The organism is Accumulibacter sp. (genome assembly GCF_036625275.1).
Taxonomy (GTDB): domain Bacteria; phylum Pseudomonadota; class Gammaproteobacteria; order Burkholderiales; family Rhodocyclaceae; genus Accumulibacter.
The window spans coordinates 1-16,033 of sequence record NZ_JAZKUD010000002.1; the positions used below are offsets into that span (position 1 = coordinate 1).

A 16,033-nucleotide genomic window follows, 5' to 3' on the forward strand; every position below is an offset into this window, starting at 1 on the left:
TCGCCGGGCAAGCGGTGGGCGCGGATCATCACCTGTCGGCAAGGTGGCTCGCTGCACTCGACGAGGCCTTCGCCGCGCACGACCCGCTCACCGCCCTGCAATTACAGACCCGCTGCCCGGCCTGCGGCCACGACGAGCTGGTCGCCTGCGACCTCGAAGCACGGCTGCTCGATGGCTTCGCGGGTACGCAAGCGAAAATGCTCGAAGAGGTACTGCAACTGGCGTCGGTCTTCCACTGGAGTGAAGCGGAAATTCTCGCGCTGCCGCGCTGGCGTCGCACGCACTACCTGCAGCAAATCGCTGCCCGGGGTTGGGCATGAGCGGCTATTTCGCGAGACTTGCCGCACAGATCGATGCGCGTGCTGGAACCGCTTTGCAGGCGCAGGCGGTCGAACCGCTCGAACAGCAAGTCGAAGTGCCAGCGCCGAACACCGACACGACGGCAGTGCGCGCGGCAATGGCCCCGGCGTCAGCCGTACGCTTTCCATCGGTCGCGCAGGATGCTCGCGGCGTACCTGCTCCGCGCGTGCCGCCACCGGCAACCCTGCCAGCCCGGCAGCGCGCCGAGTCTGCACCGCTCGTGTCCGCACCGATGATGACCGGCACACCGTCTCCCGAGGCTGCGCACTGGCCGACCTCAAGCTTGCGGCACGATGCGCTGGCGGTCGCGCCGGCTAGCGAGACCTTGGCCAGGGAAATTGAGGCACGACTGTCGTCGCCCCCATCGCTCCTTGCCCGGCAGCGTGTCGCGCAGCACCCGTCGGATGGCGCAGCGAACCCGCACCCTCTCCAGGTCGACGCAGCGCCTCCCCTCGATCCCGGATCGATGCCGGCACAACTCGGCGTGCAACTGGCGCCGGGAACACCCTTCGCAGCGACGGAGCCGGCTCGTCGCGCGGCAATGACTCGCAACGAGCCGGCGACGCCGGTCATGCTGCCAAGCACGTCGGTTCAACCGGCGACGCCGGTGTCACGCGTCGATGTCACGCGCCCGGACCCGCGCGCCGCTGCACCGGCCACCATCGACCCCGCTCCCGCTGCGCGCAACGAAATTCGCATCGGCACCATTGCGCTCGAAGTACACCCCGTACGCACCCCTGAAGCGGCGCCTGCAGCGCTGCCGCAGCCGGTGTTCGCAGCCATTCCGGCGCCGCGTTTTTCGTTGCAGCGCCACTACCTGCGCTGGGCCTGAGCCGTGTCGCTCGCCGCCAGCAGCGAGGCCATCGGCGCTGTCAGCGAACTGCTGAAAGTGCAACTCGCTGCCAGGACCGGCATCAACGCGGTGGCCGTGGGCCGACCCGAGGATGCCAGCAAGGCGGCAGTGGTCGGCGGCGGTGGCAGCTTCAACCTCTTCCTCTACCGCATCAGCATCGACACCAACCTGCGCAACCGCCCGCTCGACGCCGGACAGGCGCCACCGGTATGGTTGGTGCTGCACTATCTGTTGACCGCCTTCGACGGTCCCGAAAGCGATTCGATCGTCGCACATCGGCTGCTCGGTCGCGGCCTGCTCGCCCTCAATGCGCTGAGCATCGTGCGGCCCGACGCGAGCAACAGCGCACTCGCCAGCAACCCCGATCCACTGCGCCTGACCTTCGACGAGGCCGATGTGGAACTGCTCTCGCGGATCATGCAGGGCAGTGAAGAGAAATACCGCGTCGCCGCCGCATTCCAGGTGCGCCCGGTGATGCTCGCGTCCACGGCAGAACCACCGGACTATGCGCTGCCGGTCAGGAGCATCGGCAAGCCATTGCCCTCCCCGCAACCGTACGAAGGCGCGAGCGTACTGCCGAGTCTGGGCGCGCGCGTCAGCGCGATCGAACCCGAGCGCTTCAGCGCCGATCAGTCGATCGTGTTGCGCGGCAGCGAACTCGCAGGCTACGACCAGATTCTGGTCGGCGCGTCGACCTATCCGGCGACGAGCACGCTCGATGGTGCGCTCACGACGACCATTCCGCTTGCCGACCCGATCAGCGCCGGCAGTTACCCGGTCTGCGTCGCACGCACCCTGCCCGATGGTCACCAGTTGAGCAGCAACGCGGTGGCCGGCCACCTGCTGCCGCGCGTCACCTCGGTCAACCTCGCCGGGCCGCTGACGCCGGTACTCGGCAAGCTTTCCGGCAGCTTCCTGGTGCACGGCAGCCAGCTCGGTGGCGCCACCGCTGCGAGCTATGCGGCCCTCTATCTGCAGGGCAAGGCGCAGTTGCTGCTCGAGCCGCAACCCGGTGGCACGGCGACGACGCTCACGTTCACGGTAACGGACGCGCAGGCGCTGGCTCCCGATCCGAACTACCGCGTCATCCTGCGCGTCAATGGCGAGCAAGCGCTCGACTCACCGCTGCTGAGCTGGACATGAACGCGCCGCTCGCCTCCGCACCGGTGTTGATGAACCCAGATGTTGCCGTTGCCGACCCGGCCTGTGCGCTGTGGCTGGCACAAGTGACGCTGCGGCTGCGGCGTGAAGTGGCATGGTGCTGGCATCAGCGCGGCGCAGAGGCTGAAGCCCTGCCGGGTGCGCTGCCGCCGGTCGGTGATGCGGTGCAGGACAGTCTCGACCTCGCGCGCTTTCGCGACGAGAAACGCGCATTTTTCGACCGCGACATCGCCGCGCGTTATCTGAGCGAGCGCATCGCCGCGCTTGAACGACCGCGCTTGCGCGCTAGCCGCCACGGTGACTGGACCTGGCTGGCCAGCGAATGCGCGCTGACCGCTGCCGCACAATTCGTGTTGGCCTGCGCGCTGGCCGGGCGTGCCGATGCCTCGATCGGTACCGTCTGCGCGGCGTGCCAGAACGATCTGTTGCGTCCCTGGCCGACGCTGGCGCTGGCGCAGCGGCTGTGGGACGATCCTCTGGCGATCGCTGCCTGCGCCGATGCAAGCCATGCCCTTTTCCGCCACGGCCTCGTGCAGTTGCCGGCCGGACGAGATTCGCTCGACTGGCAGCAGCCGCTGGAGATGCCGGCGCTGGTCGCGCAAGCCTTGCTCGATGGCCAGAGCCTGCCGTCGGGAATGCTTCGCCAAAGCGACATGGCGCCCAGCGAGTTGCCGCAGGAACTGCTGCCACTGCTAGCGCGTCTGCGCTCCGATGCCCCGACGGCGATGCAGATCCTGCCCCTGCAGGCACCACGTGGCACCGACTTTGCTGCCTGGGCGCGGGCGCTCGCGCAGGCGGTCGGGCGCAACCTGATGATCCTGACCGACGACATGACGCCGGATCGGCCGGGCCTTGGTGCGCTTGCCACCGCCTGCTGGATGCAGGGCGCCGACCTGTTGCTGCCCGAGCACTGGCAGGCCTGCTGTAGCGCCGGTGTTGCCGAGCACTGGTTCGCGCCGCTGGCCGCTTTGCCGCTGCGCTGGTATCTGCCGGTAGTCGACGGCGGCATGGCGGTGCGTGGCGTGCCAGCTTCGCTGCTGCTGCCGACCTGCCTGCTGCCACCGCTCGACACCACGGCGCGCGCGCAACGGCTGGCGCGGACGCTGGCCGACGCGCCAGCGGCGATCCGCGCCGCGCTCCCGGAAGCGGCACGGCGATTCCGTCTCGCCGAACGACCGTTGGCTCGGGCCGCGGCGGCGGCGGCGGCATTGGGTGCTGCGGCCGGCGCGCATGAACTGTTCGCCGTCTGCCGGGCCGAGGCACGGCTCGAACTCGACGGGCTCGCCAATCTGGTCAACCCGCGCTTCACCCTCGACGAACTGGTGTTGCCGCCGGCGCAGACCCAACAACTGCGCGAAATCGTTTCGGCGATGGCCGTGCTCGGTCGCGTGCATGACGAGTGGGGCACGGCGCGCGTCTGGAACGACGCCGGCCTGTCGGTGCTGTTCTCAGGACCGCCGGGAACGGGCAAGACGATGGCCGCCGAGGCGCTCGCCAACGCACTTGCGCTACCGATGTACCGGATCGACCTCTCGCAGGTGGTCAACAAGTACATCGGCGAGACCGAGAAGAACCTGCGGCGTATCTTCGACGCCGCCGAGACCAGCGATTGCCTGATGTTCTTCGACGAGGCCGATGCGTTGTTTGGCAAGCGCACCGAGGTCCGTGACGCGCACGACCGCTTCGCCAACATCGAGATCAGCTATCTGCTCGAACGCATGGAGCGCTTCAAGGGCCTGGCGGTGCTCGCCAGCAATCGCCGCAAGGACCTCGACGAAGCATTCACCCGCCGGTTGCGCTACATCGTCGAATTCCCGGTACCCGGCGTCGTCGAACGCGAGCGCTTGTGGCGGCAGGCTTTCCCAGCGCGCGTGGACATCGTCGACATCGATTGCCGTTGGCTCGCGCAGCAGTTCGAACTCGCCGGCGGCCATATCCGTTCAGCCGCCTTCAACGCCTGCCTGCTAGCCGCCGGTCAACGGCCCGAAGGGGCCGCGCAGGTGGGCATGCTGGAGGTGTTGACCGCCGTCAAACGCGAACTCGAAAAGATGAACCGCGTCGCCGGTCGCGAACAGTTCGGTCGCCATGCGGCCCTGCTCGGGAGTCTTGCATGAAGGTCGACATCGAACGCCTGGCAATCACGCTGCAGGGCTTCCCGGCGGGGATCGGCGAGCATTTGCCAGAGCAGCTCGACGGCGCCCTGCAGCGGCGACTGTCCGACCTGAAACCGGGCACGCTGGGCAGCGACATTGCCACGCTGGACCTGGGCGTCATCGATGCGCCGGCGCATGCCGACGCACAGACCCTCTGCGAACTGATCGCCGCCCGCCTGGGCGAGTGGGTGACGCACGCCCACGGTCCTGCCAGCGCGCCGGCAGAAGCCGGGGAGGGCCGCTGAATGGCGCTCTTTCCCTTGCGTGGCGTGCTCGTCGAATATGGCGCGAACATCCTCGGGCCGATTCCGAACATCGTGATTTTCCAGTTCAACCCGGAAAACATGACGCGCACGATCACCATCCCGCCGCCACCGGCAAGCGCATCGGCACGACCACGGGTCGAGACGCACGCCGCAGCGGCGCCGCCTTCGGAGCGCTTCGAGATCAGCGCGCATTTTTCGGCAGCCGACGACCTCGGTGCCGGCGGTGCGGTGTCGGCCATTCCGCGCCTGTTCGGCGTCGGTCCGCAGATCGCGGCGCTGGAGAAGATGGTCTACCCGCAGAGCACGCCCGGTGGTCTGATCGGCGCGGCGATCGACGCGATCGGCGCGGCACTCTCGGGTCCGGGCAGCACACCGCCGACGCAACCGGTGCCCCGTGTACCACTGCCGCGCATCCTGTTCATCTGGGGACCGTCACGGGTGCTGCCGGTGACCATCACCTCGATGTCCATCAGCGAACAGAAATACGACCGGTTGCTCAACCCGGTGCAGGCCGAAGTCAGGATCGGCATGCAGGTTTCCAGCCAGGCGCCGACCGATGATGCGGTCGGCGAGGGCGCCTACAAGTACACGCAAATGATCAAGGACACCCAGGCGACGCTGAATCTCGCCAAGGTGATCGAGTTTGCGGTCGATATCATTCCCTTCTGAGAGGCCGCCATGTTCCTCAAGAACTCGCGCTACCATGGTCTGCCGACAGTGACGGCGAAGGACCGCGCCGGTACCGAGGTCGCGGCCGTCAAGCTGCGGCGCTTGCCGATTCCTGCCGGCGACCCGGTGACGGTGCGCACGCACGACCAGCTCGACACCCTCAGCGAACAGCGCTACACCGACGCGACGCGCTACTGGCACATCGCCGACGCCAACAGCGAACTCGAAGCGGCGTCGCTGCTGCAGCCGACAGGCCGGCCGATCACGATTCCCCGGAGCTGACGACGATGGCCAGGGCCGAATACCGCGTCTACTTCGACAATGTTCCGGCGACCGTGGAGCAATTGGCGGGCATCAGCGAAATCCGCATCGACCAGGGCATCGGCATGGCCGCGGCGGCCGAGCTGGAGCTGCCGATCGCCACCAACGACGCCGGCCTGTGGTCCGGCGTCGAAGACGACTTCGCGCAGCCCTTTGTGCGCGTGCGTATCGAGGTCAAAGTGGCCAGTGACGATTTCGTGCCGCTGATCGACGGTCTGGTGGTCGGCAATCGCTACGAGCTGCAGGCTTCGCCCGACCAGAGCCGGATGACGCTGGTGGTGCACGACGACAGCGTCCAGCTCAACCGCGACGAGAAGGTCGCCCTCTTCGAGGACATGGCGCCGCAGGACATCGTCACCCGCCTGTTCGAGGAAGCCGGTCTGACGGCCGACGTGGACGCGCTGCCCACTGCCGGCGCAGCGCTGCAGCGCGTGGTCGTGCAGCGCGGCACCAGCATGCAGTTGCTGCGCGATCTCGCCAAGCGCTACGGCATGTTCGTCTATGTGCGGCCGGGCGTAGCACCGGGGGCGAGCGTCGGCGCTTTCAAGCGGCCACAGTTCGCGGCCACCGACCTGCCCGAAATCCTGCTGCTCGGCGACCAGCGCAACGTCGCGAGTTTCTCGGCCGAGTTTGACGCGCTGCGACCGCTGCGCGCGCGCGCCGGCAGTGTCGCCCTTGCCGACCGCAGCGTACTGGTCAGCAGTGCCGATGCCTCCGCCGGCACGCCGCTCGGCGACGCCCCGGCGCACGACCTGACGCAGCCGGCACTGACCCTGCTCACCGGCACGCGCGAGGAGCAGGGCGACCTCGACGCCGCTACCGCGGCCACCGTCGATCTCTCGTCGTGGGCCTACGCCGCCAACGGCGAAGTGGACATCGACGACTACGCGGGTGTGCTGCAGCCGTACCGACTGCTGCGCGTACGCGGTGTCGGTGGCTATCTGTCGGGGGACTACCTGATCGGCCAGGTCACGCATGTGCTCACCGACAGCAGCTACCGGCAGCGTTTCGCACTGCACCGTAATGCGCGCTCGGCCGGCAGCACGGGTGGCGGCGGACTCTTCGCGGGAGTGTTCTGATGGAAAACGGAACCCTCGAACGTCTGGTGGTGGAACTCGCAACGCAGTCGCGCACGCGCCACTTCGGCAAGTACCGTGGCCTGGTTGCCGACACCCAGGACCCGGCCGCGATCGGTCGCATCAAGGCGCAGGTTCCCGAGGTGTTCGGCGATTCCGTGCTCACCCCCTGGGCCACCCCCTGCGCACCCTACACCGGTGCCGGGGTCGGCTTGCACAGCATCCCGCCGATCGGCGCCGGCGTGTGGATCGAATTCGAAGCCGGTGACCCGTCGCGACCGATCTGGAGCGGCGGCTGGTGGGGAAGCAGCGACCTCCCGGCCGACCAGAACGGCGCGGCTGCCAAACCGCCGCTGAAAATCCTGCGCAGCGAACAGGGCTTGCTGGTCGCGCTCGACGACGACGCGAAGACACTGACGCTCTCCGACGGCAACGGTCGCAACTTGTTGACGATCCTCGTCAACGACGGGCAGATTCGCGTGCAGGCGACGAGCAAAGTGATCGTCGAAGCGCCGTTGATCGATCTCACCGAAGGCGCAGCACACCCGCTCGCCTTCGGTGATTCGCTGCTGCAGTACCTGAATCAGTTGGTCAGCATCTTCAATACGCATCTGCATGTCGGTGAAACGGTGATCGGCATCCCGGTGACCCCGATCGTTCCTGCCACCCCCTTTCCCCCGGCGACGCCGACGCTGTTGTCGACGCGCGTCACCACTGGCTGAGGAATCCCCATGGCCAACCCACTCAAGGCAGGCCGGATCGACGACTTCGCGTTCAGCCTCGCGGCCTACATCGACCAGGCGATGTACAACGAATGGCAGGCGGTGAAGGGTGAATCCCTGCCCGACAGCGATCAGGGCGCACAGGACCGCAGGATTCTCTTCGCGGCGATCGCCCAGGGTGTGCTGAAGTTTCTCGCCGATCACGGGAACGACCTGATCACCAGCGAAGAAAGCGGCGACGGCGGACTGACCCAGCACCGACACCGCATGGCCTTCACCGTCGACACTTTCCGGACGCCCTTGCCATGAACGGTCGTCATCTCGCTTTTCCCTTTCATGTCGGCACCGACGGGCGTACCGCGACGCCGGCCGGTCTGGCCGAGCATGTTCGCGGCGAGATCATGCAGTTGCTGCTGACCGCGCAGGGCGAACGCCCGTTCCTGCCGAGTTTCGGCGCCGGGCTGCGGCGGCTGGTGTTCCAGCAGAACGACGATGCGACGGCGGCGATCAGCAAGGCGCTGGTGAGCCGGAACCTCTCGCGCTGGCTCGGGCACCGCGTCACTGTCGAAGTGCTCGATGTCAGCGCCGACGACGCCACCCTCAACGTCGACCTGCGCTACCGCGTGCTCGCCAGCGGCGAAGTCCGCCACGTGCGTTTCCAGCGACAGGGGGCGACATGACCCGGCTAAGCAACGAGGAGCGGCTCCTGGACCGCGCGCGCGACCTCGACGGCAAGGGGCTGAATGCCTTCCGGCTTGCCTACGTCACCCTCGACGTAGCGCCAAAGCCGGCTTTCGCCTGGCTCGACGTCGAATTCTGGAATGCCAATGCGCTCGCGCCACTGCCGCCCAGAGAGGCTTTCACGATTCAGGGGGCGACTCGTCAGCGCTCCGGCAACCCGGTACGATCCGTCGCAGTGGTGCAGGTGCTGCCGGGCACCGGCAACACGCTGCGCCTGCAGATCGCTCCGGTCGGCGATTACTCGACTTACCTGTTGTCGACCACCCGCGTTGGTCTGGGCGCCCCGGACAATGCCCTGCCGCTGGCGATGGACCCCTTGCTCAACGCCTTGCCATTCAAGTTTCGCCCCGGCTGTTTCAACCTCAATTGCACACCGTTGGAAAAGGGCAGACCAGCGCCGACAGAGCCCGAAATCGACTACCTCGCGCGCGATTACGATTCCTTCCGGCATGTGCTGATCGCGGCGATGATGCGCCGCGTTCCCGGCTGGTTGCCGAGCAGCGAAGCCGACCTTGACCAGGTGCTGATCGACTTGATCGCCGCTGATGCCGACGAGCAGGCCGACTACCACGACCGCGTCATGAACGAGCGCGCGCTCGCGACGGCACGCAAGCGGGTGTCGCTGGCGCGGCATGCGCGACTCCTGGACTACCACATCCACCAGGGCAATCAGGCCAGCACCTGGCTGGCTCTCGAAGTGGCCGGCCAGGTCGACCTGCCGGCGACGAGCCAGGATGAGTTCGGCGTCTGGAGCGGCCGGGACTGGCAGGACGACGACGCGGTCATTTTCGCGATGGCGCGCGACGGCGGACCATGGCGCCGCCGCTGCTTCGCGCCGCTGAACCGCTTGCGGCTCTATACCTGGGGCAATACGGTGACGGCGCTCGCTGCCGGCAGCACCAACGCCGACCTGACCGCGGCGACATCGCTCACGCAGGCCGACGCCGAAGCGCTGCGCGACTTCTTCCTCGGCACGCATGCAAGCCAGGTGCCGGGTCCCGGCGCCGCCGACGTGAACACCGCGGTCGACCAGTTGTTGATCCAGGAGGCGCTGAACCCCGAGACCGGCACCGCCAACGGCAAACGCATCGCGCAGCGGCAGTTGCTGCAACTGTTGCCCCTGCATGGTCCGATCGCGCGCGCCGAGGCCCTGCAGGACCCGTTCACCGGCGAATGGCTGGTACGCGTGCGCTGGCGTGCCGAAGACGCGCTGCGGCAGAACTTCTGCTTCGTCTGCGACTGCGCGGGCCAGCCGGTCGAGGACGTCAGTCTGTTCCACGCCAACCTGCTGCGCGTGACGCAAGGGCGGCCACGCATCACCACCTTCCGCGCGCCGGGACAGCCGCTTGGTGGTGCCGACGAGCGAAGTTTCGTCGCCAGCGACGCGGTCAGTTACGAGATCGTGCTGCGCCAGGCCGGCAGCGCTTCGCCGCTGCGCGGTGTGCTCTGCCCGCTGCCGGCCTCGCCACTGGCCTATCGCGCCAGTATCCCCGGCGGCGAGACGCCGACGCGAACGACCGCGCAGGTCATGGTGCAGGGTTTTGCCGAGCCGTGGCAGGAACAATCGGACCTGATCGGAAGCCAGGGAGACGACCCGCACTTCATCGTCGAGACCGACGAACTCGGCGGCAGCTCGCTGCGTTTTGGCGATGGCCGCAACGGCGCAGCCCTGCCCATCGGCGCCTGGGTGCAGTGCCGTTATCGCGTCGGGCAAGGCAGTCAGGGCAATCTCGGCGCCGATAGCCTGGTCGGCTTCGTCGACGCCAGCGGCGCCGTGCTGCGCGTGTGGAACCCGTTCGACGTGACCGATGGTCGCGACCCGGAACCCGCCGCCGAGATCGTTCGCCGCGTGCCCGAGGCCTACCGCCAGCACCAGTTGCGTGCCGTCACTCTCGACGACTATGCCAGGCGAGCCGAAGAGCTGCCAGGAGTGGCACACGCCCGCGCCCGCTATGCCTGGACCGGCAGTTGGCGTTGCGTGCAGGTGGCCATCGACCCGGCAGGCAGCATCGTGCTGGCCGAGCCGCTGCGGCGCGCGCTCGCCGATCACCTCGACGCGGTTCGCCTGATCGGCGAGGATCTGGAGGTGCGCGCGGCACGCTACGTGCCCCTGGACATCCGGTTAAGCCTGTGTGCGCAGCCGGCCTACTGGCCCGAGGATCTGCGGGCGGTACTCGAAGAGGAGTTTTCCGATGGCTGGACGCGCGACGGTCGCCACGGCTTTTTCCACCCGGATCGGTGGACCTTCGGGCAGCCGCTGTACGCGAGCCAGTTGATCGGTCGTGCGCTTTCCGTCACCGGCGTCGGCCGCGTCCTGCGCGCCAGCATGCGGCGCTGGAACCCGGGCAGCGGTGGCGGCCTGACCGAGATCGACATCGACCCCTCGGCGCTGCCCGAATCGCGCCTGGAGACGGTTCCCGTCGGGCCGTTCGAGATCATCGTCGTCGCCAACGACCCCGATCACCTGGAAACCGGTCGCATCCGCTTCGAAATCACTGGAGGTCGCCGATGAGCTGTACCCACGATTGCCGCCAGCCGCCTGCTTTCCCGAAGACGATCGACAACCGGCCGGGCCTGAGCACGATCGACTACCGCATCGGCAGCTACGCCGACCTGCGCGAGCACATGCTGTCGCGGCTTGACGAGAGTACGGTGCTCGCCGCGTGGACGCACCGCCTGCCCGACGACCCCGGCATTGCGCTGATCGAGGCCGCCGCCGAGGTCGGCGACATTCTCAGTTTCTACCAGGATCTCTACGCCAACGAGGCCTATCTGCGCAGTGCCAAGTGGCGCGACAGCGTTGCCGAACTGGTGCGCCTGCTGGGCTATCGGCTCGCGCCAGAGATCGCGGGACGCGCGCGTTTTGCGTTCGCGGTGAAGGGTCCGCAGCCCGTGCTGCTGCCGGCTGGGCTGGGCATCCAGGCGCAGCTCGCCGGCGACGACCAGCCATCGGTCTTCGAGACCCGCGTCGAACTGCTCGCGCAGCCGGCGCTGTCGCAGTTCCATCTGTACCGGCCGCGCCAGGTACCCGACATTCGTTACGGCAGCGACACCTTCACGCTGTCGGTCGATGCTGGCGTCGCGGTGCCGCTCAAAGCCGGCGACCGCATCCTGGTTGGCGTCGCCCGTGCTGCTGGCGAGGCGTTCGATCATACGCAGGTGCTGGTCGTAGACAAGACCTGGGAAGCCTTCGGCAAAACCGTCGTACAGATGAAAGGGGGCATCACCAGCCTGAAAAAGCCGCCACGATTCAGATTGCTGACACCACCGCGCCTTGTTTCGGCCACCTTGCCGACTGCGACTTCGCTGTTTGTACCGTCGTTCACGCCAGCGCTGCAGCCGCTGTCGCTCAAGGTCGCGTCGCCATCATCCTTCCTGACGCCCGCTCTCGTTGCTCAGCCGCTGGCACAGTCGCTGCTTGCGGCCGGACTCGGCGTGCCCACCCTCGCGTCGACGCCGCACCTGCGGGCCTGGAAGCTTGCCGGAACACACCGCCACTTCGGGCACAACGCACCCGCCACGCAGGTCGACGTGGACGACCAGGGGCGCGCGACCATCCGCCAGGTGTCGTATGTACGCAAGCTCGCCGCCACCACCGCCGCACCGGCCGTGCCGTCGCTGCAATCGACGCAGATGCCGCTCGACGGCGAGGTCAGCAGCGTCGTTGCCGGCACGCGGCTGCTGATCGAGGCCAACCTCAGCGTCGGCAGCAACACGAGCAGTCGCCGCAAGCGTCTGCTCGAACGTCGCATCGCGCAGATCGATCGGCAGTCGCTGGCGTGGGGACCGCTGAACGGCGCCAGTACGGTGCTGACGCTGGACGAGGATCTGGCGATCAGCGAAAACGGTAGCACGCTCGGCTATGCCGACATCCGCGGCATCAGCTTTCACGAGGTCGTTGGCGAGCCTTTCGAGCTGCGCGCCGACTTCGTGCCAACGGCCGCCAACCGCGGGAAGGAACTGCATTTCTACGGCACGGCCGGCGAAGCCGTCGCATTAGCCAGGCGCAAGCTGCTGTTTTCCGGCCCAGGTCCGACGCTGGTCGCCGCCACCGCCCTCTCCGTCGCCAGCGACGATGGCGACGACGGAGAGCAGCCGGGCTGGCATCGTGTGCAGCTCGACCGCGAATTCGACTACGCGCAGTTCGACCACAGCGCACCGCAGGTGATGGTGTACGGCAACCTGGTCGAGGCGACACAGGGCAAGACCGAGGCGCAGATCACCCTGGGAGACGGCGATGCGCGCGCGGCTTTCCAGACCTTCGCGCTACCCAGGACGCCGCTGACCTATCTGCTCGATACGACGCAGGTGCCGCCACTGCTGCCGCAGTTGCAGGTGTGGGTCGATGGCGTCGCCTGGACGCGTGTAGACAGTTTTTTCGGGCGTACGCCCAGGGGGCACGTCTACGTCGTTCGCGAGGATGCCGACGGCAAGAGCTGGGTGCAGTTCGGTGACGGCAAGAGCGGTGCACGTTTGCGCTCCGGTCGTGGCAACGTGCGGGCGGTCTACCGCATCGGTGCGGGTGCGCACGGGTTGCTGCAGGCCGACGCGAAACCACAGGCCGACAGGAAGGTGGCCGGACTCGAAGCGGCTTTCCTGCTCGAAGCGGTGACCGGAGGTGCCGAACCCGAGGGTGCCGATGGCGCACGCCTGGCTGCACCGGGAACGATGCAGAGTCTGGGCCGTATCGTCAGTCTGGCCGATTACGAAGCCGAAGCGCTGGCCATTCCCGGCGTGCTGAAGGCGCGCGCCGCCTGGACCTCGGTCGACGGTGCTGCTCTGGTTCGCCTCACCCTCCTCACCGCGAGTACTGCGGCCGCCGATGCCACGGCCGCCAGCGACGCGCTGCGTGCGGCGGTGAGCGCACGCGGTGCCGGGCGCTGCCCGTTGCTGGTCGTAGCCGGTACGCGCACGCCGGTGTCGCTGCATCTGGTGGTGGGTTACGACCCGACCCGACGCCCCGAAGAGCTGCGCCTGGCGATCCTCGAAGCCCTGGGCGCAAGTGGCGAAGAGGGCAATGGCGTCGATTCGTCACGCGGTCTTTTCAGTTGGCAGCAGCGGCAATTCGGCGAAGGGGTGCACGGTTCGCAGGTCGTCGCCGCAGTGCAGCAGGTGAGCGGGGTGATCTGGGTTCGGCTCGCTGCGCTGGCCGTCGCCAAGCCACCGCTGGTGCAAGCAAAAGCGAGCCTGCAGTTGAGCGCAGCGCTGTTGCAGCCGCGACTGTCGATCGCCAACGTTCCGGCGACGCAGCGCTCGCTGGCCTGCGCCGGCGACCGGTTGCTGGCACTACAGGCGACGGCGCTGCAGTTGCAGCTGGCCGCCGACGAGCAGGGCGGGTTGCCATGAGCTCGCCACGCCGGCCGCTGTACGAGCGGCTTCCCGAGGTGTATCGCAGCCGCGACAGTGAGCAGACGCCGCCCGGACAACTCGCCGCCTTTCTCGGCGTCATCGAGGACGCCTTCGCAGCGCTGCATGCCCGTACCGACGCGCAGTATCACGATCTCTTCATCGAACACTGCGATGACTGGGTGGTGGCCTACCTCGCCGACCTGCTGGGCACTTCGCGCCTGGCCGGCGACCCCTGGACGCTGCGCACCGATGTCGCGCGCACGGTTTTCCACCGCCGCCGCAAGGGTACGCTCGGCGCCGTCGAGTCTCAGATCTTCGCGCTTTCGGGCTGGGCGGCGCATGCGGTCGAGATGCGCGAGCGCCTGGCGTGGAACCAGCACCTGAACCACCCGCGTCCCGACGCTGGCGGAATGCCGCTGCGGCGTCCCGCCAGCGAGCGCAGCACCGTCGTCCGCGGCGGCACCGCGACGCTGCGCGATCCGGCGCTGCTCTCGCTGACTGGCGGTGCTTTCGATGCGCACGCACGAGTGGTCGACGTCAAGCCGCCGACGCTGGGCCTGTCGGGCTGGAACCTGCCGAATCTGGCGGTGCTGTTATGGCGGCTCGCAGACTTTCAGGTGCCGCTGTCGCGGCCGCTGTTCCGACAGATCGCCGCCATCCCGCCGTCACCCGGCGCCGCTGCACTGGCCGTGCGCTTCGATGTACAGGCACAGGGCGAGCCCTGGCCGCTGTTCAACCGGCATCGCTTCCGTGCCGACGCAGAGCCACCGCGCCTCGGCGGCGAAGACGAAGTGCCGGACCGGATGCCGCCGGCACGGCTCAGCGACGGTACGCCGGCTGGCCGCTCGGCGAGCCATGTCCGCGTGCAGACCTACAGCGACCCGCGTGACACGCATCCCGGCTCCGACCCGGTCGGGCTGGTGCTGCACCTGCCCGCAACGCCCTTCCTCGGGCAGGCCTGGCGAATTCGCGGCGCCAACCTCTGTGCCTGGGAGACCGGCATCGCACCGCCGCTGCGCGACTGGGAAGTAGCGATCGACCCCGAACGTGGCCGGCTGGTGTTCGGCGTGCCGGATGCTGACCCGGCGACGCAGGCCGAGCCTCTGGCAGACGGCCTGCTGGTTTCGGCCAGCTATGCTCAGGCCGGTCCCAGCGGCGCGCACCCCGTGCAGCGTTCTCCCTTGCCGGCCACCTGGCCTGGCGAGCAGAGCTACGAAGTCAGGCGCATCAACTGGTTTGACGATGCCTTCGCGCTACAGCATGCGCTCGACGACCTGCCGAAGCGCTCGCAAGCGCTGCTCATCGAGATCACCGACAGCCAGACGCATGTCCTCGACCTCGGCGCGATCGCCGGCATCGGCAACGACGCCGGTGTTCTGTCGCTGCGCCTCGCGCAATCCCTGTGGATTCGCAGCGCACCCGGTGAACGCCCGGTGGTCCGCCTGCTGCAGCCGCTGCGGGCGCGACCGACGCAGATCGGCGGAGCCGGGGCCGTCAATGCCGAAGTCCTTGAACTGCTGCTCGAAGGCCTGTACCTGACGCGCGCCGCAGCGTTCCCGGCTGGCGATGCGCTGCTGATGCAGGCGGCCCTCGGCCAGTTGCGCATCCTCGGCTGTACACTCGATCCTGGCGGCGGACTGCTGCTCGACGGCAGTGCCAGCGGTACGCGCGCGCCGATACGCGAAACGCTGCGCCTCACTAACGATTATGGTCTCGCCCCTCCCGAAAGCGATGCCTTCGATCAGGTTCCGGCGTTGACCCTGGAACGCAGCATTGCCGGTCCGCTGGCGATCGACAGCGGCTACCTGCTGACGCTGGTCGACAGCATCGTCGATGCCGGCAGTGGCAGCACTGCGACGCTGCCGGCCCTGGCGCTCGGCGCCGCGACCGGCAACCCCGAGCTGGCATGGGGCCCGGACCTGGTAGTGCGCGGCCTCACCGCCTTCGGCCGCGTGCGCGTGCAGACCGCGCGCGGCGAAGGCGGCCTGTTCGTGCACCGCCTCGAGGTGCACGACAACCAGGACAGCCACACCGTCGATGTCAGCGTCGGCCAGCGTGGCAGTTGCCTGAAATTCTGCTGCTTCAGCGGCGACCATGACCGCTTGCCACAGCACTTCGGCTGCGTCTTTGCCAGCGAGGCACGGCTGCGCTTCAGTGCCGAGTTCTTTGGTCGCCCAGGCTATGCGCAGCTACGACTCGACTGCGACCGCCGCATCCGCGAAGACGGCCCGGCCAGCGATGAGATGGGCGCATTCGGGTATCTGCGGAACACGCACAAATGGAAAAACATCGGCATCCGGCTGCAGGAATTCATGCCGGTCGGGGTGCGACCGGTGCTCATTCCGATCACTTAGGGGATCAC

13 protein-coding genes and 1 pseudogene are annotated in these 16,033 nt (G+C 68.0%); all 14 read left to right on the plus strand.

Annotated elements, in window-relative coordinates; translation table 11 throughout:
- A pseudogene (locus V5B39_RS01300) lies at positions 1-320 on the plus strand (hypothetical protein); the annotation flags it as partial.
- Positions 317-1,192, plus strand: a complete 876-nt coding sequence (locus V5B39_RS01305; protein ID WP_332340824.1) for a hypothetical protein — start codon at positions 317-319, stop codon at positions 1,190-1,192. The pseudogene V5B39_RS01300 and the gene V5B39_RS01305, both read left to right, overlap by 4 nt.
- A gap of 3 nt (positions 1,193-1,195) precedes the next feature.
- Positions 1,196-2,356 carry a Pvc16 family protein gene (locus V5B39_RS01310; protein WP_332340826.1) on the plus strand — a complete coding sequence of 387 codons (1,161 nt, stop codon included), beginning with the start codon at positions 1,196-1,198 and terminating at the stop codon, positions 2,354-2,356.
- Positions 2,353-4,488 (plus strand): ATP-binding protein, encoded by a 2,136-nt coding sequence (locus V5B39_RS01315; RefSeq protein WP_332340828.1) that lies wholly within the window; start codon positions 2,353-2,355, stop codon positions 4,486-4,488. The genes V5B39_RS01310 and V5B39_RS01315 overlap by 4 nt, the downstream gene beginning before the upstream one ends.
- Positions 4,485-4,772 carry a hypothetical protein gene (locus tag V5B39_RS01320; protein WP_332340830.1) on the plus strand — a complete coding sequence of 96 codons (288 nt, stop codon included), beginning with the start codon at positions 4,485-4,487 and terminating at the stop codon, positions 4,770-4,772. Before V5B39_RS01315 ends, V5B39_RS01320 begins: the two co-directional genes overlap by 4 nt.
- Entirely contained in the window at positions 4,773-5,462 is a 690-nt protein-coding gene (locus tag V5B39_RS01325; protein ID WP_332340831.1) for a hypothetical protein, read from the plus strand.
- A 9-nt stretch (positions 5,463-5,471) separates the two neighbouring features.
- On the plus strand, positions 5,472-5,744 hold the full coding sequence (locus tag V5B39_RS01330; RefSeq protein ID WP_332340832.1) for a LysM domain-containing protein: 273 nt from the start codon (positions 5,472-5,474) through the stop codon (positions 5,742-5,744).
- Between the two features lie 5 nt (positions 5,745-5,749).
- Positions 5,750-6,862, plus strand: a complete 1,113-nt coding sequence (locus V5B39_RS01335; RefSeq protein WP_332340833.1) for a hypothetical protein — start codon at positions 5,750-5,752, stop codon at positions 6,860-6,862.
- Positions 6,862-7,581, plus strand: a complete 720-nt coding sequence (locus tag V5B39_RS01340) for a phage baseplate assembly protein V (protein WP_332340834.1) — start codon at positions 6,862-6,864, stop codon at positions 7,579-7,581. The genes V5B39_RS01335 and V5B39_RS01340 overlap by 1 nt, the downstream gene beginning before the upstream one ends.
- Positions 7,582-7,590: 9 nt before the next feature.
- Positions 7,591-7,890 carry a hypothetical protein gene (locus tag V5B39_RS01345; protein ID WP_332340835.1) on the plus strand — a complete coding sequence of 100 codons (300 nt, stop codon included), beginning with the start codon at positions 7,591-7,593 and terminating at the stop codon, positions 7,888-7,890.
- A complete protein-coding gene (locus V5B39_RS01350) occupies positions 7,887-8,261 on the plus strand; it encodes a GPW/gp25 family protein (protein ID WP_332340836.1) in 375 nt (124 codons plus the stop codon). The genes V5B39_RS01345 and V5B39_RS01350 overlap by 4 nt, the downstream gene beginning before the upstream one ends.
- Entirely contained in the window at positions 8,258-10,834 is a 2,577-nt protein-coding gene (locus V5B39_RS01355; protein WP_332340837.1) for a putative baseplate assembly protein, read from the plus strand. The genes V5B39_RS01350 and V5B39_RS01355 overlap by 4 nt, the downstream gene beginning before the upstream one ends.
- Complete coding sequence (locus tag V5B39_RS01360; RefSeq protein WP_332340838.1) at positions 10,831-13,668, plus strand: hypothetical protein; 2,838 nt, start codon at positions 10,831-10,833, stop codon at positions 13,666-13,668. Before V5B39_RS01355 ends, V5B39_RS01360 begins: the two co-directional genes overlap by 4 nt.
- Complete coding sequence (locus tag V5B39_RS01365) at positions 13,665-16,025, plus strand: hypothetical protein (protein ID WP_332340840.1); 2,361 nt, start codon at positions 13,665-13,667, stop codon at positions 16,023-16,025. The genes V5B39_RS01360 and V5B39_RS01365 overlap by 4 nt, the downstream gene beginning before the upstream one ends.
- Positions 16,026-16,033 lie beyond the last annotated feature (8 nt).